The following is a 22,548-nucleotide window of genomic DNA, read 5'->3' as shown; positions in this document are numbered from 1 at the left end:
GCCACGGAGGAGGTTCACTAGCATGTTCAAGAAGCGCTGGTTCATTATTGCGTCGATACTCCTGGCCATGGCCGGGTGGCGTGACGTGTCGTGGTCCAAAGAACCTTATCACGTGGGTGTTGTCTCCTTTGGCGGTGGGCAGGTCGAAGTCATTCTGGGCATGCAGGAAGGTATGAAAGAGCTCGGATATGAAGAAGGCAAGAATATCGCTTATACCGTCGTGGATGCCGCAGGTTCCGATGAGAAAGCCAGAGCTGCCGCTGAGGAGTTTTTGAGAAAGAAAGTCGATGTTGTCTATGCCGTTTCGACGCCGGTGACAACACACGTGGCGCAGGTCATAAAAAACATTCCAATCATCTTCAACATTGTAAGTGATCCGGTGGGCACTGGATTGGTGCGAAGCTGGCGCTCATCGGGCAACAACCTTACCGGCTGCAGTAATTACGTCGGGCAGACCGGTCCGAAGCGGCTGGAGGTTCTAAAAATGATGGTGCCCGATGTTCGTCGGGTACTTGTCCCATACGATCCGAAAAATAGGTTCTCACACGGTGCGATCGTGATTCTTCGGGAAGCTGCAAACGCGCTTAGGATTGCGCTCATTGAAAAGCACGTTGGATCGAAGGATGACGTAGTGGCCCTAATGAAGAGCATCAGGCGAGGCGAATATGATGCCTTCTTCCACCTTGGTGAGGCAAAGGTCACCGCTGCCATCGACGCGGTGATCGCACGTCTGAACGAAGTCAAACTTCCCTCAATAGCTCATGAGGAATCTTTTTCGGAAAAGGGGATGCTGGCCGCCTATGGTCCCTCGTGGCGAGTTCTTGGGAAACAGTGCGCGCAAAGTCTGGACAAAGCGTTACGCGGTGAAAGGCCCGCCGACATTCCGATTCAAATTCCGACGAGGTTTGACTTAGTAATTAACATTCAGACCGCGAAGGCGATAGGAATCACGCTACCGAGGGAGGTGTTCACTCGTGCGGAGAAGATTATTGAGCGGTGAGAAAGGGAATGTGCACCAGGGCTACGGTGTGAAGGTGCCCAAACGAATTCGACAGCGCCCTCTCGGCGATGATCAGAGAACGCGCGGACGCTCTCATCGTGTTGTCGGACCTGGAGGAGAGGGAGCACGTGCGCCGGGCCGTCGACGCCGAGATGGGCAGGCTCAACCCGGACCTCGACGTCTCGGTGCTGTTCCGGAGCGGGTGAGCCGGGCCTAGCCGCCCCCTGACGGCAGCGGGACGCACGCGCTCACCGCCACGCTCACGCTGACGCTCTCGCCCAGCCGCACACGCGGCGGGGCCGGGCCGGCCACGCGCAGGACGACGTCGCTTCCCTCGATCCGGACCTGGTAGTCGACTCCGTCGCCGAGATAGCTCGCGCGCACGACGGTACCCGTGAGGACGTTAGTCTCCCGCGCGGCCGTGGCGCCGGCTCTAGCTCGCGGCGCCAGCTCGATCTGGTGAGGCCGGATCGAGACGGCGACCGGCGCGCCGGCCGTCAGGCCTGCCGAGGCAACGCGCAGGCGTAAGTCCCCGCGGGCGACGGTGGCCGTCCCCTCGGCGCGGCCGTCGATCAGGTTGGTCTTCCCGATGAACTCGGCGACGAAGCGCGTCCGCGGACGCTCGAAGAGCTCTTCGGCCGTGCCGACCTGGGCGACGCGCCCGTCCTGGAGTACCGCCACGCGGTCCGAGATCACCATGGCCTCCGCCTGATCATGCGTGACGTAGAGCGTCGTGATCGCGAACGTCTCGTGCAGGCGCCGGATCTCGAAGCGCATCTCCTCGCGGAGGTTCGCGTCCAGGTTGCTGAGCGGCTCGTCCAGGAGCAGGATCTCGGGCTCGACCACCAGCGCACGCGCGACGGCGACGCGCTGCTGCTGGCCGCCGGAGAGCTCGCCGGGATAGCGGGATCCGTAGCCCTCGAGCTGGACCGCCTTCAGGATGTCCTTCACCCGCCGGTCCCTCTCGGCCTTCGGCACTCCCGTGAACCGCAGCCCGTACGCGACGTTCTGATCCACCGTCATGTGCGGCCACAGCGCGTAGCTCTGGAAGATCATCGCCATCCGGCGCCGCTCGGGCGGGACCACCGCTGCCGGCGACGAGAGGCAGCGTTCTCCGACCCAGATTTCGCCCGCTTCCGGCTTGAGAAAGCCCGCCACGAGCCGCAGCGTGGTCGTCTTGCCGCAGCCCGATGGCCCGAGCAGCGCCACCAGCTCGCCGGGCTCCACGCGCAGCTCGAGGCCTAGGACGGCGGCGACGTCGCCGTAGCGCTTGGTCAGACCCCGTATCGTCACGCCGGGCATCGCGGTTACCCCGGCGCGCTCGCGGACGGCCTCTGCCCGAGGACGTCCTTGCCGAGGAGCGTCTGCATCAAAGCAACGACGGCAAACGTCATGCCCAGCATGAAGATGCCGAGGACCGCGATGGCGCCGAACTGGCCCTCTTCCTTGAGGTCGAAGATCACGACCGATATGACCTTGGTATTGGGCGTGAAGAGAATGATCGACGCGGACAGCTCGCGGATGACGCCGATGAAGATGAAGCACCAGGTGGCGATGATGCCGCTCTTGGCGAGCGGCGCGGTGATCTCCCGGAGCACGCGCAGACGCCCGGCGCCCAGGATGCGGCCCGCCTCCTCCAGCTCGGGATGGATCCCGCGAAACGTGGCGTCGGACTGGGAGTAGCCGACGGGCATCTCCTTGGTCAGGTAGGCGATGAAGAGGATCCAGAGTGTGCCGTAAAGGAGGAAGGGCGGGCGGGTGTACGCGATGAAGAGGGCGACCGCGAGGACGGTGCCGGGAATGACGATGGGCGCCAGCGCGAGGAAGGCCAGGAGCTGGTGGCCCACGATGAGCTTGCGATTCGTGACATAGGCGAGCAGCGCCGCGAGCCCGGCGCCGACGCAGGCCGTGAGCACGCCCAGCTCGAGCGTGTTGACGATGGCGCCCTGGGTCGAGCTGTACAGGAACGTGAACGACCAGTTCGCCAGCGTGAAGTTCTCCCAGGTCAGCGGCTGGGCCCAGGCGCGAGAGAAGGCGGCCTTGGCGAGGATCCCATACGGGAGGAACACCGCGCAGCCGAGGACCGCGAGGCAGCCGAGGAGCGCGGGGTACCGCCACGGGCCGAGCGGGATCGCCCGGCGCTGCGCGCCCTTGCCGCCTACCGACGCGTAGCCGCGTCGGCCCAGGAGCCTCTTCTGGACGAGCAGCAGGAGCGCCGTGGCCAGCAGCAGCGGCACGGAGAAGGCGGCCGCCATCTCGACCTTGGGCGGGTAGTGGAAGAGCGCCCAGATCTGCGTCGTGACCGTGTGAAAGCCCGCCGGCAGCGCGAGGATGGCCGGGGAGCCGAAGAGCGCCAGCGCCTGCAGGACGGACAGGATGAAGCCGCTCAGAATGGCGGGCGCGACCATCGGCAGCGTGATGGTCAGCGCCACCCGGAAGCGGCTGGCGCCGAGGATGGACGCGGCCTCCTCCAGATCGGACGCGATCAGCCCGAGCGTGTTGGCGATCATGATGTACACGTAGGGGAAGGTGTAGATCGCGACCACGAAGATCAGCCCCGGCATCGTGAAGATGTTGAGGAGCGGGTCGTTCGCACCGGTCAGGCTTCGGTAGAGCTTGTTGAGGTAGCCGGCGTTCGGCCCGGCGAGCATGACCCACGCGAAGGCGCCGAGGAAGGGCGGCGTCACGAAGGAGGCCATGATGAGGCTCCGAATCACCCGCGACCAGGGCAGGTCGGTGCGGGCGGAGAGCCAGGCCATGGGCGCGCCGATGGCGACCGACAGGAGTCCCGACCAGAACGCCAACACCACCGTGTTCCAGAGCGCTTTCTGGAGCTGGGGGTCGGCGAAGACGCGGGCGTAGTGGGCGAGCGTGACGCCGCGCTCGGAGCTCACGCTCATGTAGCCGAGCCAGCCCAGCGGCAGGAGGATCAGCAGCGCGAGCACGGCCGCCGTCAGGACCCAGACGGGAGCGGAGCGATCGAGGCCGTCGAGCCGCGAGGGATGAGACCGGGCCATCTCCGGGTCGGCCGTGGGCTTTCGGATCAGGATCAGGCTCCGAAGAACTCGACGAAGCGCGTCTTGATCTCCTCGTTGCGCTTCTCCAGCTCCTCCGGGTCCACGCGGAGCAGGTTCAGCTCGGAGAGCTTGGGCCGGTCGGCCGGGTACTTCACGTCAGGATGGCCCGTGTACAGCCCCTCGCTGTCGGCCAGCACCTGCTGGAGCTCGCGGCTGAAGATGAAGTCGGTGAAGAGACGGGCAGCGTTCGGGTGCGGCGCGAAGGCGGTGATGGCGCTCGGCGACACGACGAGCGGGACGCCTTCCTTCGGGAACACGATCTCGACCGGATTGCCCTTCTTCTTGACCTGGTAGAACGTGTAGTCGCCGCCGTTCGCCGCGATGGGCCGCTCGCCCGAGGCGACGACGCCGGAGGGGTCGACCGCCGACTGGACCAGCATGGGCTTGTTCTGGGCGAGCTGCTTGAAGTAGTCCCAGCCGTGGAGATGCACCAGCGCCAGCACATGGGTCGCGATCACGCCGCTGTACCCCGGATGCGCCGTGACGAGCTTGCCTTTCCATTTCGGGTCGAGCAGGTCCTTCCATGTCCGCGGCGCCTCGGCGGCAGGAACGATCTTCGAGTTGTAGGCGATGACGTTCACCGTGGCGCGGAGGCCGTAGTGATAGCCGTCCTTGTCCTTGAAGGCGGCCGGGAAGCGATCGACGCCGGCCGGCGCGTACTTCATCAGGAGCTTCTTGTCCTTCAGCAGCACGTAGTGGCCCGCGTCGGAGGTGTGGACCACGTCGGCGATCTTGATGTTGGCCTGGAGCTCCTGCATGAGGCGCTGGAGGATCCGCTCGGAGCCGGTCCGGTGGACTTCGACCTTGATCCCGGGATACGCGGCCTCGAAGAGCTTGGCGACCTTCTCGGAGCTGGACAAGGCGAGGGAGGTGTACCAGACGACCTTGCCTTCCTTCTTCGCCGCCTCCAGGCGCGCGTCCTGCGCGGGCGCGGAGGCGGCGGAGAGGAGCAGGGCGAGCACTGTCAGGCTTGTCGCGAGCCGAAGTCGTGTCATCTCATCCCCCTAGGCCGTCAGAGAATCCATCAAGGCGGTGACGTGCGCCTGCGCCGCGAGCTGCCCCACGAGTGTGACGACGCGAGCTGACTGTTCCGCTGGTACGGCGAGAGCGGCGTTGCCGAGGAACTTCGCCTCGACTTCTTCGCGCGTCATGGGGAAGTCCGGCCCGCCGCGCGGGTGATCCTGGTGCTCCTCGAGGTGGCGGCCGTCGTGCAGGCGAATGGCGACGTGCCCGATGAACTGGCGGGGATAGTCGATGGTCGCGTCCACCTCGTAGCCGACCTTGCCCGCCACCGCCAGCACCGCCTGGTCACGCGCCGCCTCGTCGGTGAACTCGGCAAGCGTCGCCCGTCCCTTCACGAGCATGAGCGCGAGCAGATAGGGCAGGCTGAACTTGGCGGCATACCCGTTCTGCGGGCTGTGCTTGCTCGCGAGGGGCTCCCAGAGGCGCGGGATCGGGCCCTCGGCGGTGCGGCAGCGGATGCCGGCGATCTGCTCGGGCTTGATCTGATGCTGCTGCCGGAGCCGGAGCGCGCAGTCCATGTAGGGCTGGGCGATGGAGCCGCAGGGATAGGGCTTGAGCGTCAGCTCGGCGAGCTCCCATGTGCGGCCGAGGGTCGCGAGGAGAGCGTCGAGGTTGGGCTCCTCGTAGCCGCCGGCGAACGCCTGGTAGAACCCGTGAACGCCCTCGAAGACCGTCTCCGGACCGGTGAAACCCGAGCGGGCGAGGAGCGTCGCGGCCACTCCCGCGTGCGCGGCCCAGCCGGGGTGCAGGCGCTTGGTCCACGAGCCGTCTGCCAGGTACTCGATGATGCCGCCGGCCTGGCTGCCGCAGATCCCGAAGGCGTGGACGAGCTGGTCCTCCGTAAGGCCGTAGAGCTTGCCCGCGACCGCCGCCGCGGCGAAGCTGCCCGTGAGAGACGTCGGGTGATAGTGGCGCGCGTGGAAGCTGCCCGGCACCGCGAGGCCGACCCGGCACATGACCTCCACGCCCGCGATCATCGCCTCGAGCACCGCGCGGCCGGAGGCGCCGAGGGCCTCGCCGACAGCAAGCGCCGTGGTGACGGCGACACAGCCAGTGTGGACGATGGCGTCCTCCCGGGTGTCGTCGAAGTCGAGACCGTGGGCGAGCGTGGCGTTCGCGAGCACCGCGCTCGCCGCGCCCGACCTCGATTTGGTTCCGATGAGGGTGCTCTCCGGGGCGCCGCCCAGGCGCTCGGCGGCCTGCAGGACGGCTCTGCCGAAGTCCTCCCGCGAAGACGCGAGGCAGCTGCCGAGAGTGTCGAGGGCGAGCGAGGTCGCCTTCGCGGCCACCGGCGGCGGCACCTGATCCAGCGCCAGGCCGAGGACGAAGCGCGCGTAGCGCCGGGCAACCGAAGGACGCGGCACGTGCGGAAGATTACCACGGGAGTCAACCTGACCCCGATCCGGGCAGGAGGATTCCGAGCCGCGCTCTGGCAGGCTCGGCTCGGGATGGGAGGGGCGTTATCCGCGCTGTGACAAGGGGAAGAGCTGTGACAAGGAGGGAAGAGCCTGGGCCGCGGGGCGCCATGATCGAGAACGGGCTCTATGTTATCTCCACTCCCCACGCGGTTGAGCTGGCCGCACGAGTAGCAGAGGCTCGATCCGGTTCGCGGCCTGAACAAGCGGGTGGGTCTTGCCGGGACGTCGGGGACGCCGGTGAGCCGGGCGGCGGCCTCAGGATCGGCCAGGGCCGGGGGCGGACGACGGGAAAGGCGCCTGCGCCTCGAGCCGCTCCAGCAGCGCCTGCACGTGGACCGAGAAGGCTTGACGGCGGTGCGCGGTGACGCGCGAGCCGGGGATGAACTTCTCGCCCAGCGGATTCACGAGCACGCCGCCCTTGCGCACGCGGTAGTCGAGGTGCGGCCCGGTGGAGAGGCCGGTGGTGCCGACGCGGCCGATGACCTGGCGCTGGCGCACCCGCTCTCCCCGGCGGACGTCCATCTTGGACAGGTGGTTGTACATCGTTTCGTAGCCGCGCGCGTGACGGAGCGTGATGGTGAGGCCGAAGCCGCCATCCCTTCCCGCCTGGGTCACCACGCCGTCGGCCACCGCGCGGACCGGCGTGCCGACCGGCGCCCCGTAGTCCACCGCGAGGTGCGGCCGCAGCCCACCCAGGATCGGATGATGGCGCGCATGGGAGAAGCCGGAGGTGATGCGGGTGAAGTCGAGCGGGGCGCGCAGGAACATCTTCCGCACCGAGCGCCCGGAAGCGTCGTAGTAGTTCCGCCGCCCGCCGCTGTCCTCGAAGGCCACGCTCGTGAGCAGCGAGCGGCCGATACTCGAGTACTGCGCGATCAGGATGTCGCCGTAGCCCAGGAGCGTGTCGCCGACGTAGCGCTTCTCCACGAGGAAGCGGAAGCGGTCACCCGGCAGCGAGTCGGCCGCGAAGTCGAAGTCCCACTCGAAGAGGGTGACGAGCCGCGCGGTGAGGCTGGCCGCCTCGCCGAGACGCTCGATACTGGCGAAGAGCGAGTCGCGCACCTCGCCGGCGAGCGCCACCACGCGCGTGTCCACGTCTGCGCGAACCGCGGTGACCGTCCAGCGATGGCCGCTGGGCCGGATCTCGTAGCGCTCCGCGGGGGAGCGCACGTACACGACCTCCGCGGGCGGTCCCTCCGGCCCCGGCACGACCGTCAGCTGCTCGCCCGGCGCGAGGCGGCGCATGTTGACGCTGCTCCGGAGGGCTGCGACGATGGCGGCGGCCTCGGCCCGCTCGACGCCGGCGCGGCGGAGCGCGGTCTCCAGGGTCTCGCCGCGCTTCAGCACGATCTCGATGGGGGCCGGGCTCTGGTCCGGGGCCGCGGGCTCGGGCGCCTGGCCGATGTCGGGTCGTGCGCGGGGCGGCTCGGGCGCGCGCGTGCGGACGGCGACCCCGATCACGCCCAGGGCGAGCAGGACGGCAACGGAGACGAGGCGGTAGGAGCGCTTCATGACAATGCGGCTAGGATACCGCGGGAGCGCGAGGGTCCCAACCTAAACGGCCACGGGCCGAGCGAAGGCGCCGGCGGCGCGCCCGCGCTCCGTACTTGGTGAAGCGAAGGGCGTTGGCCATCACGAGCGGCATCAGATCCTGGTCCGGCATCACCCCGAGCGAGCCGCTCGCGCAGTCCCGCCCGCTGAAGCGGCTCACGAGGTCCGCGCCGCAGTAGGCGCTCGGAGCAGTCAGCGAACACCCTCATCATCGGCTCGAAGACGGAGCCGAAGCGCTACTGCGCCTGCGTGGTGCGCGCGACCAGGCGGGTGGACGTCAATCATACGGTAGGAAAGCCCCTCGGCGTGTTGCGGCTGTCCTTCGCCGGTCCCGAGGAGAGGGTTACTCGCGGAGGGCGCCGGCGAGGAGGCCGCGAACCAGGTAGCGCTGGAAGCCGACCACGATGAGGATGGGCGGCAGGCTCGCGAGGAGCGAGGCGGCCGCGATGTCGCCCCAGGGCACTTCGAACACCCCGGGGAAGAGCGCGAGGGCCACCGGCACCGTGCGGCTGGCCTCGGTGGCGGTGAGGCTGTAGGCGAACAGAAACTCGTTCCAGGAAAAGAGGAAGGCCAGCAGGGCCGCCGAGGCCATGCCCGGCGCCACCAGCGGCAGCACCACCCAGCGCAGCGTGGCCAGCCGGCCCGCGCCGTCCACCATCGCCGCCTCCTCGAGCGCGCGCGGGATCTCGCGGATGAAGCCCGCCAGCAGCCAGATCACCAGCGGCAGAGTGAACGAGCCGTTGGCCAGGATCAGCGCGAGCCAGGTGTCGCGCAGGCCCAGGGCGCGCATCAGTAGATAGAGCGGGCTCACGGTGGCGATCTGGGGAAACGCGGTGGCCGCGATCATACCGAGCAGGATGACGCTGCGACCGCGCACCGGCAGCCGCGCCAGCGCGTAGGCCGCGAGCGCGCCGAGCCCCACCGCAAGGAGCGTGCTCAGCAGTGCGATGCCCAGGCTGTTGACGAGCGCCCGCGGCATGAGGCTCTGGCGGAACACCACGTCGTAATGGGCGAGCGTGAGGCGGCTCGGCCAGAGATGCGTCAACGGTAGCAGCTCGGTGTCGGGCCGCAGCGAGGTCATCGCCTGCCAGAAGAACGGGGCGGCGTACATCGCGAGCGCGAGCAGCACGAGCCCATCGCGCACCCGGCTGGCTCTCACGCCGTCTGATCCTGTCGGTTGATCACCCACAGGTAGGCCACCGCCACCACCATGACGAAGGCGAAGACGACCACCCCGATGGCCGAGCCGAACCCCATCTGCATCGTCTGGAACAGGGCCCGATAGGCGTACACGGTGAGCGTCTCGGTCGCGCCCGCCGGTCCGCCACCCGTCAGCACGAACATGATGTCGAAGGCGCGCAGGGCGTCCAGCGTGCGGAAGAGCAGCGCGACGAGGAGGATCGGGCGCACCAGCGGCCAGGTGATGCGCGCGAAGGCCTGCAGGCCCGCGGCGCCGTCCACCTGCGCGGCCTCGTAGAGATCGGCCGGGATCGTCAGCAGGCGCGCGAAGCAGAGCAGCGTCACGAACGGCGTGGCGCGCCAGACGTCGGCCGCGATCAAGGCGGGCAGCGCTAGGTCGGGGTCCCCGAGCCAGTTGATGGTCCGGCCGCCCACCAGGAAGTTCACGAGCCCGCCCGCCGGATGGTAGAGCCACTCGAACATCTTGGCGGTCACCACCGAGGGCAGCGCCCAGGCCAGCAGCAGGAGCGCCAGGGCCACGCGGCGGCCGCGGTACTGGCCCCGCAGCCCGAGCGCCAGAGCGAGCCCCAGCGCGCACTCGAGCGCCACCGAGCACACCGTGAAGACACCGGTGACCCACGCCGCGTTCCAGAAGCGGGTGTCGACGGCGAGGAACGCATAGTGCTCGAGGCCGGCCCAGCGCGAGATCGAGAACACCGGCACGCGGTACTGGAGCGAGAGCCACAGTACCCACAGCGCCGGGTACACGGTGAGGCCGCCGAGCACGGCGAGCGCGGGCGCGAGGAGGATCCAGGCGAGGCGGCGGTCGGTCACGGGGTGATGGCCCGCAGCAGGTGCTCGACCTGGGCGGTGCCGTCGCGGATGGCCCGGTCGGGTGACTTGCGACCCACGAGGACCGCGGAGAACTCGGGCTGCAGCGTGGTGGAGAGCATGAGGTAGTAGGGCGTGATCGGGCGCGGGTGCCCCTTCTCCATCAGCCCGAGCAGGGCGGGCAGGCTCGGATCGCGCGCGACCAGGGCCGCGTCTTGGTAGAGGCTCGGCCGCGAGGGCCGGAGCGCCGCGCCCTCGGTCATCGCCCGCTGCGCGGCCTTGCTCGTGAGAAAGCGCGCCAGATCGACCGCGAGCGCCTGGTGCCGCGTGCGCGCGCTGACCGCGAGGTGCGCGCCGCCGGTGGAGGCGGCGCCCACCGGGCCGTGGCGCAGCCGCGGCAGCGGCGCCACGCCGACCTTGCCGCGCACGCGCGAGTCCGGCAGCTCGAAGAGGTCGAGCGCGTAGGGCCAGTTCCGCAGGAAGATGGCCCGCCCGTCGCCGAAGGGCCGCCGGGTCAGCTCCTCGTCGGCCGCGGTCACCCAGGCCGGGCTCACCCCGCTCTCGATGAGCCCGCGCAGGAACGCGAGCGACTCCCGCGCGCGCTCCCGGTCAGGGAACGGCCGGCCCACCTCGTCGAGCAGCCGTGCGCCGTTGGCCCACAAGGCCTCCAGCACGTTGACCATGCCGCCTTCGTATTGCTTGCCCTGCCACAGATAGCCGTCGAGCCGCGGATCGCCCTCGCCCGCGCGGATGCGGCGGACCTGCGCGGCCAGGGCCTCGTAGGTCTCGGGCGGCGTGAAGCCGTACTTGGCGAGGAGATCGCGCCGGTAGTAGAGGAGGCCCACGTTCATGAACCACGGCAGCGCCCAGAGACGACCGCTCTGCACCGCGGGCTCGATGGCGGTGGGGAAGTGCGCGTCGCGCTCCGCCGCGGGCACGAACGGGGTGAGGTCCAGGATCCATCCCGCTCGCGCGAACTCTGGCACCCAGATCACGTCGAGCATCATGACGTCGAAGGGCGGGCTGCCCCCCTCGAGGTTGATCACGTAGAACTGGTGCTGCTCGTCCGAGCTCCACGTCAGCGCCTCGCTCTGCACGCGCACGCCCGGGTGCCGGGCCTCGAAGCGCCGGAGCAAACCGGGCAGCGGATCGGCCGGCCCCAGGATCTTGGCGTGCTTGAAGACCAGCGTCACCGGCGCGCCGCTGCCCGCGCGCTCGCCGCAGCCGCCCGCGATCAGCGCGAGCAGGAGGAGCGGCACGAGCAGGACGGCGCGCGCCGGGCGGCGAGCCATGAAGGCGGCGCCCGGGCGGGCTAGCCCCCGCCCAGCAGATCGCGCAGGGTCCGGCCTTCGTTCTTGAACCAATCAAAGAGGATGCTCATGTCCCAGCCCATGCAGAAGTGCCGCCCGCCCAGGTCGAGATAGGCCTTGGCCTCGCTCGGATGCGAGATCTCGGCGCGGGGCGCGATGCCCATGCGCAGGGCGGTCTTGATGACGTGACGCTCGGCCTCGACAACTCGGGGGTGGCTCCACTGTCCCGCGAGCCCGATGCTCATCGAGTAGTCGGCGGGCCCGAACTGGACCATGTCGACGCCCTTCACCGACAGCATCGCCTCCAGGTTCTCCACCGCGGAGGCCTTCTCGATCATCACCGCCGCCACCGCGTCGTCGAGCGCCTGGACGAACGCGGGCGAGCCCACGTCCACGACGTAGCCGACATCGCGGCGCATGCCCACCCCGTGGAGGCCGCCCGCCTCGGGCGTCTCGGCCCGCACGCTCCGCACGCAGTCGCGCACGTCGTCGGGCGTGCGCGGATCGGCGAAGAGCAGGTTCTGGATCCCCGCACCGATGGCGCGCACCGCCAGGTAGGTGCGCGGCTGCTGCTCGACCTTGAACATGGCGGTCATGTGGTCGAACGTCTTCACGGCCCGCGCGAGGTTCTCGAGCGCGAAGCGATCGTAGGGCGCGTACTCGCCCACGAACTCCACGTAGTCGAAGAGGCCGGTGTGCCCGGCCAGCTCCACCACCGCCGGCCACGCCGAGTGGATGTGAGTGCCCATCGAGGGCTGGCCCGCCCGCAGCAATTCCCGGAGTCGATTGCGTCGCATGCGCCGAGTCTAGAGGGGCAGGCACGCCCCGTCAATCACCGCGTCCCGGGCGCGGTTGAAGGACACGTAGCGGTGCTTCACCTTGTCGAGGGGCGCGACGCCCTCCCGGCTGAAGGCGGCCACGAAGACGAAGCGGCCCTCGAGGGATACGGGCCCGAACACCCGGCCGTGATCGTTGGGAAGCTCGAAGGGTTCATCCGAGAACGCGTGGTTGGGTTCCGAAGGCAGATGCGGATGCAGACGGCCATCCATAGAATGCGCAGTAGCCCCCCGAATGCCCGGTGCGGCTCGGGAAGCCCGCCACGGATAAGGTTTCAGATAGAACCACCCGCGCCTCTTCCATGCTCTTGGACCGCCGATCCACGAACACCACGTTGAGGGGTTCCACCAGTTCCTTGCCGTTGACCTTCGCCCCCAGCCAGTGCGCCGCCACCAGATCCGGCGCCAGCATCCACTTGTAGAGCGGCGGAAACCCCTTGGGCTGCCCCATCTCCCCCTCCGGCGGACGCAAGCCGGAAAGGATCGTGGGACCAGAGATTCCGGGCTTGTGCATGAAGGCGGAAATCACGAGCAGCAGCGCCCCGCACAAAGTTCCCATGAGGGTTTTCGGATCCATGGAGGCAACAAGGGCACCAGGACGGTGAGAGGACGCTGTGACAAGCGCCGGGCGGAAGTGGCGGTCAGCAGATGGTCGTTCGTCGCGGCTGGCTCTGATCGGCAATGCATGATTGCAAGGTCTTGCAATCCGACATCCGCGCCCGTATCGTCGATGCTCTCATGAGGATCTCCACATGAACGTTGCCACTTGGCGCGGCGAGAGCCGCTTCACGATCGACGCGGTGCCCGATCCCGTGGCCGGGCCGGGGCAGGTCGTGGTGGGGATTCACGCCGCCGGCATCTGCGGCACCGACATCCACGCGACGCAGGGGCTCTTCCCGTGGACGCCACCCATGGTGCTCGGGCACGAGTACACCGGTGTCGTCCTCCAGGTGGGCCGAGGGGTGAGCCGGCGCCTGCTCGGGCGTGCGGTTGCGTGCGAGCCGTCGTACGGGTGCGGGGAGTGCGCCGCGTGCGAGGCGGGGCACATCTCGCAGTGCCAGCGCGCGGTCCGCGTGGGAGGCTTTGCCGAGCGCGTCGCGCTGCCCGCGACCTGCGTGCATCCGCTGCCGCGCGGCCTCGATGCGGCAACGGCCGCGCTGACTGAGCCCGCCGCCTGCTGCCTGGCGGGGCTCGAGACGTTCGCCATGCCGCGCGGGGCGACGGTGCTCGTCATCGGCGGCGGCATCATGGGGCTTCTCACCATGGCGCTCGCCCGCCGCCGGGGCGCCAAGCGCCTGATCCTCTCCGACCCGATCGAGGAGCGCCGCCGGATCGCGCGCCGCCTGGGCGCTCACGTGGTCGTTGACCCTTCGAGAGAGAGCCTGCGCGATCGCGTGATGGCGCTCACACGGGACCGCGGCGCGGATGTCGTCTGCGAAGCGGTGGGCAAGCCGGAGCTGGTCGCCGAAGCGATCGCGCTCACCCGGGCGACCGGGTACCTCCAGCTCGTGGGCGTGAATCCGAAGGGTAGCCGGCTGCCGCTCGACCTCTGGGACGTCCACTACCGCGAGCTCAGGATCGGCGGCGCGTTCGGGCGCGGCACCGCGTTCCGCCGCGCGCTCGCGCTGATGCCGAAGCTCGGGGTCAAGCGGCTGATCACCGCGCGCTTCCCGCTGGAGCGGATCGGCGAGGCCTTCGCCCACGCCGCGGCCGGCCACGGCGCCAAGACCGTCATCGCGCCGTAGCGAGACAGGGCCGGCCCTGCAGGACGCGTCCTGACTGCCCCGCGCTCGCCGGCGCACGATCGTCGCTGATGACTGGCCCGGCTGGGCGATCACCGAAGCGGTACGAGTGGCTCTCTCGGCGCCAGCCACCCCGCCGCCGGCCCCCGCCGGCGCCGGCCCAGTCCGATAATGGCCTTTAGGTCGCCTGCGCTCCGGTCGTCGAAAGGTGGGCAGGCGGCGATCCCCGTTCGGATGATCGACGAGGTCGGGCTCCTTGGGCCAGGGGGTGCAGGACGTCGATCGCCCAAGTCAGATTCAGCCGTTCCCCGAGCCAGCCGGCGCACGCCGTCCGCGCGTCGACGTGAAGGCCGATTGAGTCGTGATACGCGCGGAGAGCCTCGACGGGATCACCGGGCACTGCAGCGGGCGGCGGCACCTCAGGCAGCGGGCGCCCGTCCGGCCGCCGGAATCGGAGAGTCCCGTCGGGGCCGCGCGCGACTTGGTAGCCCTCCTCGTGCACCGCTCGGTGATGCCGGCGGCAGAGTAGCGCGAGGTTCGAAAGCGTCGTCGGCCCGCCCTGCGCCCAGTGGCGGAGATGATGCCCCTGGCCGAAGCGGACGCCGCAGCCGGGGAAACGGCAGCCCCGGTCCCGATGGTGGAGCGCTCGCCGCAAGGCGGGTGGAATCGTCCGGGTCCGGGCACCGATCTCCACCAGGCGCCCATCGTCGTCGTGGCGCATCACCACCCGGCTTGCGTCGCAGGCCAAGCGCCGGGACGTTTCCGCGGAAACGCGCGCGCCGTCCTCGAGGACGGACTGGCCCGGCTGATCCGGATCGGCCAGCGCTTGGGCGTCGACGTGGACCACCACTTGATAGCGCTCGCCCGGGGCGCCGGGATCGAGTCCGTGATGGAGGGCCGTCTCTGCGAGCAGGGCCAGTGCATCGGCCTGCTGCTGGGCCGTGGTAGGGGTGTCCTCGGTCGGATCAGCCGGGCGCGCGGTCGTCGCCTCGGCCCGGGCTCGCTGGTAGAGGGCCTCGCGCGCTGCTGCGAGCGCCTGGACGAGCACCGCCCCGACCTCCGGCTCGACCCGCCCCCTGAGGACCACCATGCCGTCCTCGTCCTGATGCAGGTGAAGTGCTCGGCTCGCATGCCGTTGCGCGGTCTCCCGAGCCTCGGCCCGCCGGTCCACCCGCCGCCAACCGCGTACGATCCGCTCGACCTGGGCGGCCGTGCCCGCGCGCGCCACCGCCAGCAGTCGAGCTTCGGTCTCCGGCGTGGCCACGCGGGTGATGGCGCGGACCTTGGCGTACGACACCTGCCCGCGGGCAAGGGCTTGGGCGACGAGTGGCAGCGTCTCGAGGGCGCGCGCGACCCGGACCCGTTCACGCGCCGCGCCCAGATCAAGCCCCACCCTCCAGCTCAGCCAGGCGGCGCAGGAGCGAAAGCCTGTGTTCCATCCCCCGCGCGCGTCGAACTCTCGGATCAAGGCGAGGAGGCGCGCGGTGGCGGCGTCGAGGTGCGCGGACAGCTCGGCGATCTCGTCGCCGAGCCGGTCCAGCTCAGATGGCGAATGGACCTGCATAACGAGCCCTCCTTCTGTTGAAGTGACCCTACACCCTGATTTTCGAGCCCCCGGGAAGCGCCCGGGCCGGGCGATCCCGGGACGCGAAATGATTTTCGATCGGATCCCGCCCGATCGCGCACCGGTGGACCGATGCATGCCGCTGGGCCGGCACTTGCCGAGGGCTGCTGCCGAGAGACCGACTCACCCGGCCGAGGCTGTCAAGCGGAAAAGCGTGGGATGCCGACTTTTGGTGTATCCCGAGTTCCTGGAGAGGCTGGCCGCGCTGACGCCGCGGCCCGCGGTGCACTGGCTCCTCTACCAGGGGGTCCTGGCGCCGCACGCTCGCTGGCGCCCGCAGATCGTAGGCTTTCGCAGGTCGGCGGCGAGCGAGGAGGCGGCCGACCTGCGCGCTCCCGCCCCCTCCCATCAGTAATCCGTCCCAGTCTCGGGGTTGGACTCTGCCCCTGCAGCACGCGCCGGGGCCGGGTTTGACCGGGCCGTCGCAATCTGGCAGGATCGGCGCGATGGTGACCCGGATCGATCACGTCATGATCGGCGTCGCCAGCCTGGAGCGGGGCATCGACGCCTACACCCGCATCGGATTCAACATTTACCCGGGCGGCGCCCACCCGGGCAAGGGGACGCGCAACGCCATCGCCTTTCACGGTGAGGACTACCTGGAGCTGGTCAGCGTGAGCGACCGGGATGAGTACCTGGCGGCGCGAGCGGCCGCTGGCAACGCGGGGCCCTCCCTCTTGGATTTCCTCTCTGGCGGTGGCGGGTTTCGTTACGTCATCGTTCAGAGCGACGACCTGGCGGCCGACGTGGCTGCGATGCGGCAACGCGGCGTCGACGTGAGCGATCCCAGTCCGGGCGCGCGCCGGACCCCGGGCGGACAGGATCTGCAATGGAAGATGGCCGCGCTGGGACAGGGAAACCCGCTCCCCGTGCTTTTCATCCAACACCTGACGTCCCTCGCTGAGCGGCGCGCGCAAGTGCCGCGCGCAGGTCAGCACCCCAACGGCGTGCTTCGTACCGACCGCGTGTACATCGCGGTTTCAGACGTCGCGGCCTCAGCCGCGAGCTACGGTCAAGTGCTTGGCATGCCCGTGCCTCCGATCCAGCGTGGCGCGGTCATCAAGGCCGACATGGCGGTGTTCGACCTCGGGCCGACGGGCCTGACGGTGGCCCAGCCCGCCGAGCCCGGTCCCGCCGCCGAGGCGCTCGGCCGGCGCGGGCCGAGACCGTTCCAGGTCTTGTACCGTACCAGCAGCATGGACGCCGCCGCCCGCTGGATGGCCGACCACGGCGTGCCGCCTCCCGTCCGCGGCGTCCGCAACACCGGCGAGCAAGCGATGCTGGTGGGACCGGAGCATGCGTGCGGCGCCTACATCGGCTTCGTGGGGCCGGCGTCGTGATTTACTAACCTTTCCCGAGGAGACCACCATGGACGCTCTCGTCAAGCAGATGAACGCCCTCTGCGAGGCCCTGCCGTTTCAGACCAGCTGGTATCTCAAGGACCTGAAGACGGGGAAAATCGCGAACCGGCTCGGCGACGTGCCCGTGCCCTCGGCCAGCACGCGCAAGATCTCCATCCTGATGGCCGCGCTCAAGGCCGTGCACGACGGCAAGCTCGCGCTGGACGAGAAGGTGACCATCGAGGCGAAGTACCAGGACAACGACTCGGGCACCTTCCAGCACATGACGCCCGGCTTCTGGATCACCTTCCGCGACGCGCTCGTGCAGATGATCATCGTCAGCGACAACACGTGCACCGGCACCGTGGTCGATCTGGTCGGGCTCGGGAACGTGCAGAGCTTCTGCGAGTCGGCCGGCATGACGCGGACCATCCACCGCTTCGGCATCCCGCCGCGGCTCGGGCCCGACCACACGCTGGAGCAGGTGACGACGACGACGCCCAACGACCAGGGCATGCTACTCGAGATGATCCTGCGCGGCGCCTCCGACAAGTCCGCGGCCGCCAAGCTCGGCTCGACGCCCGAGCTCTGCCGCCTGGGGCTCGACATCCTGTCTTGGCAGAAGCTGAAGACCCGCTTGCCGTCCCAGCTTCCCCTCGGCACCAGGGTCGCCCACAAGACGGGGACGGGATCGCGCGGCTTCATGGACGCGGGCATCATCTACAAGGATGCCGCGCCGCTCTTCATCCTGACCGCGTACACGGAACGCGTGCCCGCCGCGCTCCCCGACGGCACGCCGGGCTTCGCCGCCGCCTACCAGCTCATCGGCAGGATGTCCCGCCTCTGCTGGGACGCTCTCGCTTAGCGGCCAGTCTCAGCGCGCCGCGGGCGCCTTGTCGGCGAGCCAGTCGAGGCCGAGGTCGCGCAGCTTGGCGGGCGTCGGGTAGCCCGTCGCCGTGTCCCAGCCCGCGAGGCGGTAGTAGCTCTCGCGCGCGTGCTCGAACTCCTCCGTGGTCAGCGCCACGCCGGCGCTCGGGCCCTTGCCCTCGAGCGGCCGGAAGAGCTTCTTGGGCAGCACGTCGGCGGCCTTGCCCATGCCCTCGCGGGCGTTGAACGCGCGCTCGAGGTTGATCTTCCGCTCGCCGATCTCCAGCAGCTCGTCCATTGTCGCCTGCCACCCGGTGCCGGCGCGCACCAGCTCGACCGTCTCGGCCGGGCCGTAGAGCTGCCACGAGGGGCCCCAGACGAACTGGCAGAGCCCGAGCGTGTCGAGGGCGGAGTAGAAGCATTGCGAGCGGAAGGCGAAGCGGACCTTGGCGTCCGAGAGATCGGTGAGCGGCAGGCTGGCGGCGATGTCCAGCTCCTCGAGCCGCCGGTTCTGTAGGGTGCCGGGCTTGGCCCGCAGCGCCGAGTCGTGCTCGGAGGACTGGTGGTCGGCGCCGAAGGGGTTGACGGCGTAGATGAGGCCCAGCGAGCGCTTGACCTGCGGCATGTGGGCCGGCAGCTCCTGCCCCTTGACGGTCACGGTGAGGTCGACCGCCGCCTGGCCGAGCGTCTTCGCCGCGCGGAGGCTGCCCTCGGCGAGGAGATCGCCGGCGCCGCGTCGGAGCGCGATGGCCTCTATGGCGCGGAGGACGGAGTGGCCGTCACCGTACTCCAGGCCCAGCCCCTTGTCATCGAGGAGGCCCTTTGCCTTCGCCTCCATCGCCCACGCGATGGTCCCGCCGGCCGAGATCGTATCCATGCCGTACATGTTGGCGTCGGCCGAGGCCTTGGAGAGGAGCTTGAGGTCGCCCACGCCGCACATGGAGCCGAAGAGGGACAAGGTCTCGTACTCGGGGCCCCCGTAGATCGGGTCGATGTCGAGGCCGGGCTCGTGGACCTCGACCGTGCGCTTGCACTTCACCACGCAGGCGTAGCAGGTGTCGCGCTCCTTGAGGATGGTCTTGGCGAGCGTCGTCCCGTCGATGTTCTTGGCCAGCTCGAAGGTGCCCTCGTTGTAGTTGCGCGTCGGCAGACCGCCGACCTTGTCCTGGATGGCCAGCACGCCCGCGGTCCCGTACTCGCCGAACCACACGATGCCGGGGTTCGCCTCCTGCAGCTCCTTCAGCCGCTTGACCAGGCCGCGGAAGGCCTCGGGCACCGCCGGCTTCGGCGACTTGCTGCCGCGCACCACGACCGCCTTGAGCCGCTTCGATCCCATGACGGCGCCCAGGCCCGTGCGGCCGTTGGCGCGATTGACCATATTCATGATCGCGGCGAAGCGCACGAGGTTCTCGCCCGCCGGGCCGATCTGCGCGATCTCGACCTTCTCGTCGCCGATCTCTTTCTTGAGGAGGCTGTCGACCTCGGCGGTGACCTTGCCCCAGAGGTGCTTGGCGGGACGTAGCTCGGCCTTGCCGTCGTTGAGCCAGAGGTACACGGGCTCCTTGGCCTGTCCGGTAAAGACGATGGCGTCGGCGCCGGCCGCCCGCATCTCGGCGGGGAAGAAGCCGCCGCACTGGCTGTCGCCGATGGCGCCCGTGAGCGGCGAGCGCGCGCACGCGGTCATCCGGCTCTGCCCCGAGATCGCGAGCCCGGTCAGCGGGCTCACGGCCAGGACCAGCACGTTGTCGGGGCCGAGCGGATCGGCGCCGGCGGGAATCGACTTCAGGAGGAGGTACGCGGCGAGCGCGCTTCCACCCGGGTACCTGCGGTAGATGTCTTCGGGCAGGGTCTTCGTCTCGATGGTGCCGCGGCTCAGGTCAACGTGATAGACGGTGGCGGTGAGTGCCAAGTCTCAAGTCCTCCCTCTGGGTTTCTTTCTCGCGACCCAGTGAAGTGTACCTCAACCGGGCATCCCGCAGTCCACCTCGTGGGCGAAGCGATTCCGTTCGTCCCGGTGCGCCAGTTGGTGCTCACGCTGGCCTACCGGCAGCGCGACTTCGGCGATGAGCGCCGGGCGAGTCGGATGCGCGGCGGGGTAGTCACGCGGCGAGCGGCGAACGACGCAGACCTCCGTCCGGTGCGGGCTGTGCTGGGGCTCCTTGACGAGCAGAAGGCCGTCGAGGAGGCCGTGGTCGATCATCAACCCGTACTCGCGGCGGGACCAGCGATGGAGACCGGGTCGCTCTGCGTGCTTCATGGCGCTGAGTGACGCCGAGGCTAGCCGAGAACTCCGAGCAGCGTCACTGTATGCGGAGGGATACACCGAGAGTCGGCATCGCGTGTTTTTCCGCTTGACAGCTTCCGCGGGGCGCCATGGTCATTCGGCGGCAGTGCTCTGAAGGTGACGGCCCAGCGGCCCACACTCGTCGGCCGGCGCGCATTCGAGCGGGGTCGAGTCAAAAATCATTCCCCGTCTCGGAAACGCGCGCCCCGGGGGCTCGACGGAGGCGCGGAAACCGGGGTGTAGAGTCGGCGCAGGAGGGCTCGCCATGCAGAGCCGCGTCTCACCTGTGACTGCCTCGCAGCATCCCTTTGCGGCGCTCGACCGGCTCGGCGACGAGATCGCCGAGCTGTCCGCGCACCTCGACGCCGCCACCGCGCGCCTGCTCGCCATGATCCGGGAGTTCGACGCCCGCGGGGGGTGGAACACGGGCTTCCGCTCCTGCGCCGCCTGGCTCTCCTGGCGGGTGGGGCTCGATCTGGGCGCGGCCCGTGAGCGGGTCCGTGTCGCGCGCGCCCTCGAGACCCTGCCGCTCCTCGCCGAAGCCCTGGGTCGCGGGGAGCTCTCGTATGCCAAGGTCCGTGCGCTCACCCGGGTGGCCACGCCGGAGACCGAGGCGCGGCTCCTGGCCGTGGGGCGCGCCGGCACGGCCGCCCATGTCGAGCGGATCGTGCGCGGCTGGCGCCTGGTGGATCGGCGGGCCGAGGCTCGGGAGACCACCCTGCGGCACGCGAGCCGAGCGCTTCACGTGCACCAGGACGAGGACGGCATGGTGGTCCTCCGGGGGCGGCTTGAGCCGGAGGTTGGCGCGCTGCTCGTCCAGGCGCTCGCGGCAGCGCGGGAGGCCCTGTACCAGCGAGCCCGCGTGCCGAACGGCGACGCCAAGCCCATGGGCGTTTCCGCGGAAACGCCCTCGATGGCCCAGCGGCAGGCCGATGCCCTGACCCTGCTCGCGGAAACGGCCCTGCACCATGGGCTCGATCCCGGCGCCCCGGGCGAGCGCTACCAGGTGGTGGTCCACGTCGATGCCGAGGCGCTGGCCGATCCGGATCAGCCGGGCCAATCCGTCCTCGAGGACGGCGCGCGCGTTTCCGCGGAAACGTCCCGGCGCCTGGCGTGCGACGCGAGCCGGGTGGTGATGCGCCACGACGACGCCGGGCGCCTGCTGGAGATCGGGGCCCGGACCCGGACGATTCCCCCGGCCTTACGGCGAGCGCTCCACCATCGGGACCTGGGCTGCCGGTTCCCCGGTTGCGGCGTGAGCAATGGCCAGGGGCATCATCTCCGCCACTGGGCGCACGGCGGGCCGACGACGCTTTCGAACCTTGCGCTCCTCTGCCGCAGGCATCACCGGGCGGTGCACGAGGAGGGGTACCAGGTCGAGCGCGGCCCTGACGGGGCCCTCCGGTTCCGGCGGCCGGACGGCCGCCCGCTGCCTGACGTGCCGCCGCCTGCCGCGGTGCCCGATGATCCCGTCGAGGCTCTCCGCGCTTGTCACGACTCGAATGGCCTTCGCCTCGACGCCCGCACGGCGTGCGCCGGCTGGCTCGGGGAGCGCCTCGATCTGGGTTGGGCGATCGACGTCCTGCACCCCCGGGCGCAGAGACCAGCGTCGCTTGACCACTCTGGCTTCAGACGCTAAGGTCAGGGCGCCTGTTCTCGAGATCGTTGGCCCGCATCGAAGGAGATTGAGCATCAATCTCGACACTGCCAAGGCGCTCGGCCTGACGATCCCACAGTCCCACCTGCTGCGCGCCGACGGGGTAATCCAGTGATGGATCGGCGGGAGTTCCTCGGCACTCTGGCTGGCGGCGTCGTCGCCGCGCCGTTCGCCGCCGAGGCGCAGCAGGCGGCCAAGATCGCTCGAATAGGCATCCTGGCGCTCAACCGGGCCGCTGCCCCCCACGTGCCCGAGGCCTTCCTCCAAGGACTGCGTGACCTCGGTTACGTCGAGGGCCGCAACCTCGTGATTGAATGGCGAGATGCCGAGGGGAAGTTCGAGCGGCTCCCCGCTCTTGCGGTCGAACTGGTTGCGCTTAAGGTTGATGTCATCGTGGCCCCAGGCACACCCCACGCGCTGGTCGCCAAGCAAGCGACCAGGACCATTCCCATTGTCTTCATTGGTGCTGGCCGGTGACGAGCGCGCTCGTCACCAGCCTTGCGCGGCCGGGCGGCAATCTCACGGGGTTGTCGATCCTCTCCCCGGAGCTAGTCGGCAAGTGGCTGGAACTGCTCAAGCAGGCCGTTCCGGGGGTCAGTCGCGTCGCTGTCCTCTGGCAGCCAGGTGCCGCCGGCGAACGCACGGTCAAGGACATGCTGAAGGAAGCAGACGTCGCGGCGCGGGCGCTGGGGGTGCGGCCTCAATTCGTTGAGGCGCGAGGTCCCGCCGATTTCGACAGGGCCTTCTCGGACATGACCAGGGCGCGTGGGTGCTCTGACTGTGTTGCCAAGCGGCATGTTCTCCAGTGA

22 protein-coding genes are annotated in these 22,548 nt (G+C 69.4%); 8 read left to right on the top strand and 14 right to left on the bottom strand.

Annotated elements, in window-relative coordinates; all coding sequences use genetic code 11:
- The first annotated feature begins 22 nt into the window (after positions 1-22).
- Positions 23-1,000 (top strand): ABC transporter substrate-binding protein, encoded by a 978-nt coding sequence (locus tag Q7W02_14455; protein ID MDO8477368.1) that lies wholly within the window; start codon positions 23-25, stop codon positions 998-1,000.
- Between the two features lie 213 nt (positions 1,001-1,213).
- On the opposite strand, the gene Q7W02_14450 is transcribed toward Q7W02_14455, so the two are convergent.
- From Q7W02_14450 to Q7W02_14400, 11 genes are all read right to left on the bottom strand, one after another.
- Entirely contained in the window at positions 1,214-2,302 is a 1,089-nt protein-coding gene (locus tag Q7W02_14450) for an ABC transporter ATP-binding protein (protein MDO8477367.1), read from the bottom strand.
- 5 nt (positions 2,303-2,307) lie between these two features.
- A complete protein-coding gene (locus tag Q7W02_14445) occupies positions 2,308-4,017 on the bottom strand; it encodes an iron ABC transporter permease (GenBank protein MDO8477366.1) in 1,710 nt (569 codons plus the stop codon).
- A gap of 32 nt (positions 4,018-4,049) precedes the next feature.
- The gene (locus tag Q7W02_14440) at positions 4,050-5,072 is read right to left on the bottom strand and encodes an extracellular solute-binding protein (GenBank protein MDO8477365.1); all 1,023 of its coding nucleotides are present in this window, start codon (positions 5,070-5,072) and stop codon (positions 4,050-4,052) included.
- 9 nt (positions 5,073-5,081) lie between these two features.
- Positions 5,082-6,464 (bottom strand): MmgE/PrpD family protein, encoded by a 1,383-nt coding sequence (locus tag Q7W02_14435; protein ID MDO8477364.1) that lies wholly within the window; start codon positions 6,462-6,464, stop codon positions 5,082-5,084.
- A gap of 309 nt (positions 6,465-6,773) precedes the next feature.
- Positions 6,774-8,030 (bottom strand): M23 family metallopeptidase, encoded by a 1,257-nt coding sequence (locus Q7W02_14430; GenBank protein ID MDO8477363.1) that lies wholly within the window; start codon positions 8,028-8,030, stop codon positions 6,774-6,776.
- Positions 8,031-8,412: 382 nt separating this feature from the next.
- Positions 8,413-9,228 carry a carbohydrate ABC transporter permease gene (locus tag Q7W02_14425; GenBank protein ID MDO8477362.1) on the bottom strand — a complete coding sequence of 272 codons (816 nt, stop codon included), beginning with the start codon at positions 9,226-9,228 and terminating at the stop codon, positions 8,413-8,415.
- Positions 9,225-10,082, bottom strand: coding sequence for a sugar ABC transporter permease (locus tag Q7W02_14420; GenBank protein ID MDO8477361.1), 858 nt, complete (start codon positions 10,080-10,082; stop codon positions 9,225-9,227). Before Q7W02_14420 ends, Q7W02_14425 begins: the two co-directional genes overlap by 4 nt.
- Positions 10,079-11,371, bottom strand: a complete 1,293-nt coding sequence (locus Q7W02_14415) for an ABC transporter substrate-binding protein (protein ID MDO8477360.1) — start codon at positions 11,369-11,371, stop codon at positions 10,079-10,081. Before Q7W02_14415 ends, Q7W02_14420 begins: the two co-directional genes overlap by 4 nt.
- Before the next feature lie 20 nt (positions 11,372-11,391).
- The gene (locus Q7W02_14410) at positions 11,392-12,186 is read right to left on the bottom strand and encodes an aldolase/citrate lyase family protein (protein MDO8477359.1); all 795 of its coding nucleotides are present in this window, start codon (positions 12,184-12,186) and stop codon (positions 11,392-11,394) included.
- 9 nt (positions 12,187-12,195) lie between these two features.
- Positions 12,196-12,348 (bottom strand): hypothetical protein, encoded by a 153-nt coding sequence (locus Q7W02_14405; GenBank protein MDO8477358.1) that lies wholly within the window; start codon positions 12,346-12,348, stop codon positions 12,196-12,198.
- A gap of 31 nt (positions 12,349-12,379) precedes the next feature.
- On the bottom strand, positions 12,380-12,802 hold the full coding sequence (locus tag Q7W02_14400) for a hypothetical protein (protein ID MDO8477357.1): 423 nt from the start codon (positions 12,800-12,802) through the stop codon (positions 12,380-12,382).
- Between the two features lie 175 nt (positions 12,803-12,977).
- On the opposite strand from Q7W02_14400, the gene Q7W02_14395 reads away from it, so the two are divergent.
- Complete coding sequence (locus tag Q7W02_14395; GenBank protein MDO8477356.1) at positions 12,978-13,970, top strand: alcohol dehydrogenase catalytic domain-containing protein; 993 nt, start codon at positions 12,978-12,980, stop codon at positions 13,968-13,970.
- A gap of 175 nt (positions 13,971-14,145) precedes the next feature.
- Here Q7W02_14395 and Q7W02_14390 read toward each other — a convergent pair whose 3' ends face one another.
- On the bottom strand, positions 14,146-15,531 hold the full coding sequence (locus tag Q7W02_14390) for a DUF222 domain-containing protein (protein MDO8477355.1): 1,386 nt from the start codon (positions 15,529-15,531) through the stop codon (positions 14,146-14,148).
- Positions 15,532-15,763: 232 nt separating this feature from the next.
- On the opposite strand from Q7W02_14390, the gene Q7W02_14385 reads away from it, so the two are divergent.
- The 3 genes from Q7W02_14385 (at position 15,764) to Q7W02_14375 (ending at position 17,796) form a co-directional block, all read left to right on the top strand.
- Entirely contained in the window at positions 15,764-15,946 is a 183-nt protein-coding gene (locus Q7W02_14385) for a hypothetical protein (GenBank protein ID MDO8477354.1), read from the top strand.
- Between the two features lie 91 nt (positions 15,947-16,037).
- A complete protein-coding gene (locus Q7W02_14380; protein MDO8477353.1) occupies positions 16,038-16,931 on the top strand; it encodes a VOC family protein in 894 nt (297 codons plus the stop codon).
- Positions 16,932-16,959: 28 nt separating this feature from the next.
- Entirely contained in the window at positions 16,960-17,796 is an 837-nt protein-coding gene (locus Q7W02_14375) for a serine hydrolase (GenBank protein MDO8477352.1), read from the top strand.
- A 9-nt stretch (positions 17,797-17,805) separates the two neighbouring features.
- On the opposite strand, the gene Q7W02_14370 is transcribed toward Q7W02_14375, so the two are convergent.
- Complete coding sequence (locus tag Q7W02_14370; protein MDO8477351.1) at positions 17,806-19,707, bottom strand: aldehyde ferredoxin oxidoreductase family protein; 1,902 nt, start codon at positions 19,705-19,707, stop codon at positions 17,806-17,808.
- 51 nt (positions 19,708-19,758) lie between these two features.
- On the bottom strand, positions 19,759-19,998 hold the full coding sequence (locus Q7W02_14365; protein ID MDO8477350.1) for a hypothetical protein: 240 nt from the start codon (positions 19,996-19,998) through the stop codon (positions 19,759-19,761).
- Positions 19,999-20,347: 349 nt separating this feature from the next.
- On the opposite strand from Q7W02_14365, the gene Q7W02_14360 reads away from it, so the two are divergent.
- From Q7W02_14360 to Q7W02_14350, 3 genes are all read left to right on the top strand, one after another.
- On the top strand, positions 20,348-21,721 hold the full coding sequence (locus Q7W02_14360) for a DUF222 domain-containing protein (protein ID MDO8477349.1): 1,374 nt from the start codon (positions 20,348-20,350) through the stop codon (positions 21,719-21,721).
- 132 nt (positions 21,722-21,853) lie between these two features.
- A complete protein-coding gene (locus tag Q7W02_14355; GenBank protein MDO8477348.1) occupies positions 21,854-22,216 on the top strand; it encodes an ABC transporter substrate binding protein in 363 nt (120 codons plus the stop codon).
- Positions 22,213-22,548: an ABC transporter substrate binding protein gene (locus Q7W02_14350; protein MDO8477347.1), complete on the top strand. Its 336-nt coding sequence runs from the start codon at positions 22,213-22,215 to the stop codon at positions 22,546-22,548. Before Q7W02_14355 ends, Q7W02_14350 begins: the two co-directional genes overlap by 4 nt.

It is taken from the genome of Candidatus Rokuibacteriota bacterium, assembly GCA_030647435.1.
Lineage (GTDB): Bacteria > Methylomirabilota > Methylomirabilia > Rokubacteriales > CSP1-6 > AR37.
The sequence above is the reverse complement of the archived record's forward strand: the minus strand, read 5'-3'. Positions and strand labels throughout refer to the sequence as shown.

Coding starts and splice junctions, on each gene's coding strand:
- Q7W02_14455 (MDO8477368.1), top strand. CDS start 23: ATGTTCAAGAAGCGCTGGTTCATTATTGCGTCGATACTCCTGGCCATG.
- Q7W02_14450 (MDO8477367.1), bottom strand. CDS start 2,302: ATGCCCGGCGTGACGATACGGGGTCTGACCAAGCGCTACGGCGACGTC.
- Q7W02_14445 (MDO8477366.1), bottom strand. CDS start 4,017: ATGGCCCGGTCTCATCCCTCGCGGCTCGACGGCCTCGATCGCTCCGCT.
- Q7W02_14440 (MDO8477365.1), bottom strand. CDS start 5,072: ATGACACGACTTCGGCTCGCGACAAGCCTGACAGTGCTCGCCCTGCTC.
- Q7W02_14430 (MDO8477363.1), bottom strand. CDS start 8,030: ATGAAGCGCTCCTACCGCCTCGTCTCCGTTGCCGTCCTGCTCGCCCTG.
- Q7W02_14415 (MDO8477360.1), bottom strand. CDS start 11,371: ATGGCTCGCCGCCCGGCGCGCGCCGTCCTGCTCGTGCCGCTCCTCCTG.
- Q7W02_14410 (MDO8477359.1), bottom strand. CDS start 12,186: ATGCGACGCAATCGACTCCGGGAATTGCTGCGGGCGGGCCAGCCCTCG.
- Q7W02_14400 (MDO8477357.1), bottom strand. CDS start 12,802: ATGGATCCGAAAACCCTCATGGGAACTTTGTGCGGGGCGCTGCTGCTC.
- Q7W02_14395 (MDO8477356.1), top strand. CDS start 12,978: ATGAACGTTGCCACTTGGCGCGGCGAGAGCCGCTTCACGATCGACGCG.
- Q7W02_14390 (MDO8477355.1), bottom strand. CDS start 15,531: ATGCAGGTCCATTCGCCATCTGAGCTGGACCGGCTCGGCGACGAGATC.
- Q7W02_14380 (MDO8477353.1), top strand. CDS start 16,038: ATGGTGACCCGGATCGATCACGTCATGATCGGCGTCGCCAGCCTGGAG.
- Q7W02_14375 (MDO8477352.1), top strand. CDS start 16,960: ATGGACGCTCTCGTCAAGCAGATGAACGCCCTCTGCGAGGCCCTGCCG.
- Q7W02_14365 (MDO8477350.1), bottom strand. CDS start 19,998: ATGATCGACCACGGCCTCCTCGACGGCCTTCTGCTCGTCAAGGAGCCC.
- Q7W02_14360 (MDO8477349.1), top strand. CDS start 20,348: ATGCAGAGCCGCGTCTCACCTGTGACTGCCTCGCAGCATCCCTTTGCG.
- Q7W02_14355 (MDO8477348.1), top strand. CDS start 21,854: ATGGATCGGCGGGAGTTCCTCGGCACTCTGGCTGGCGGCGTCGTCGCC.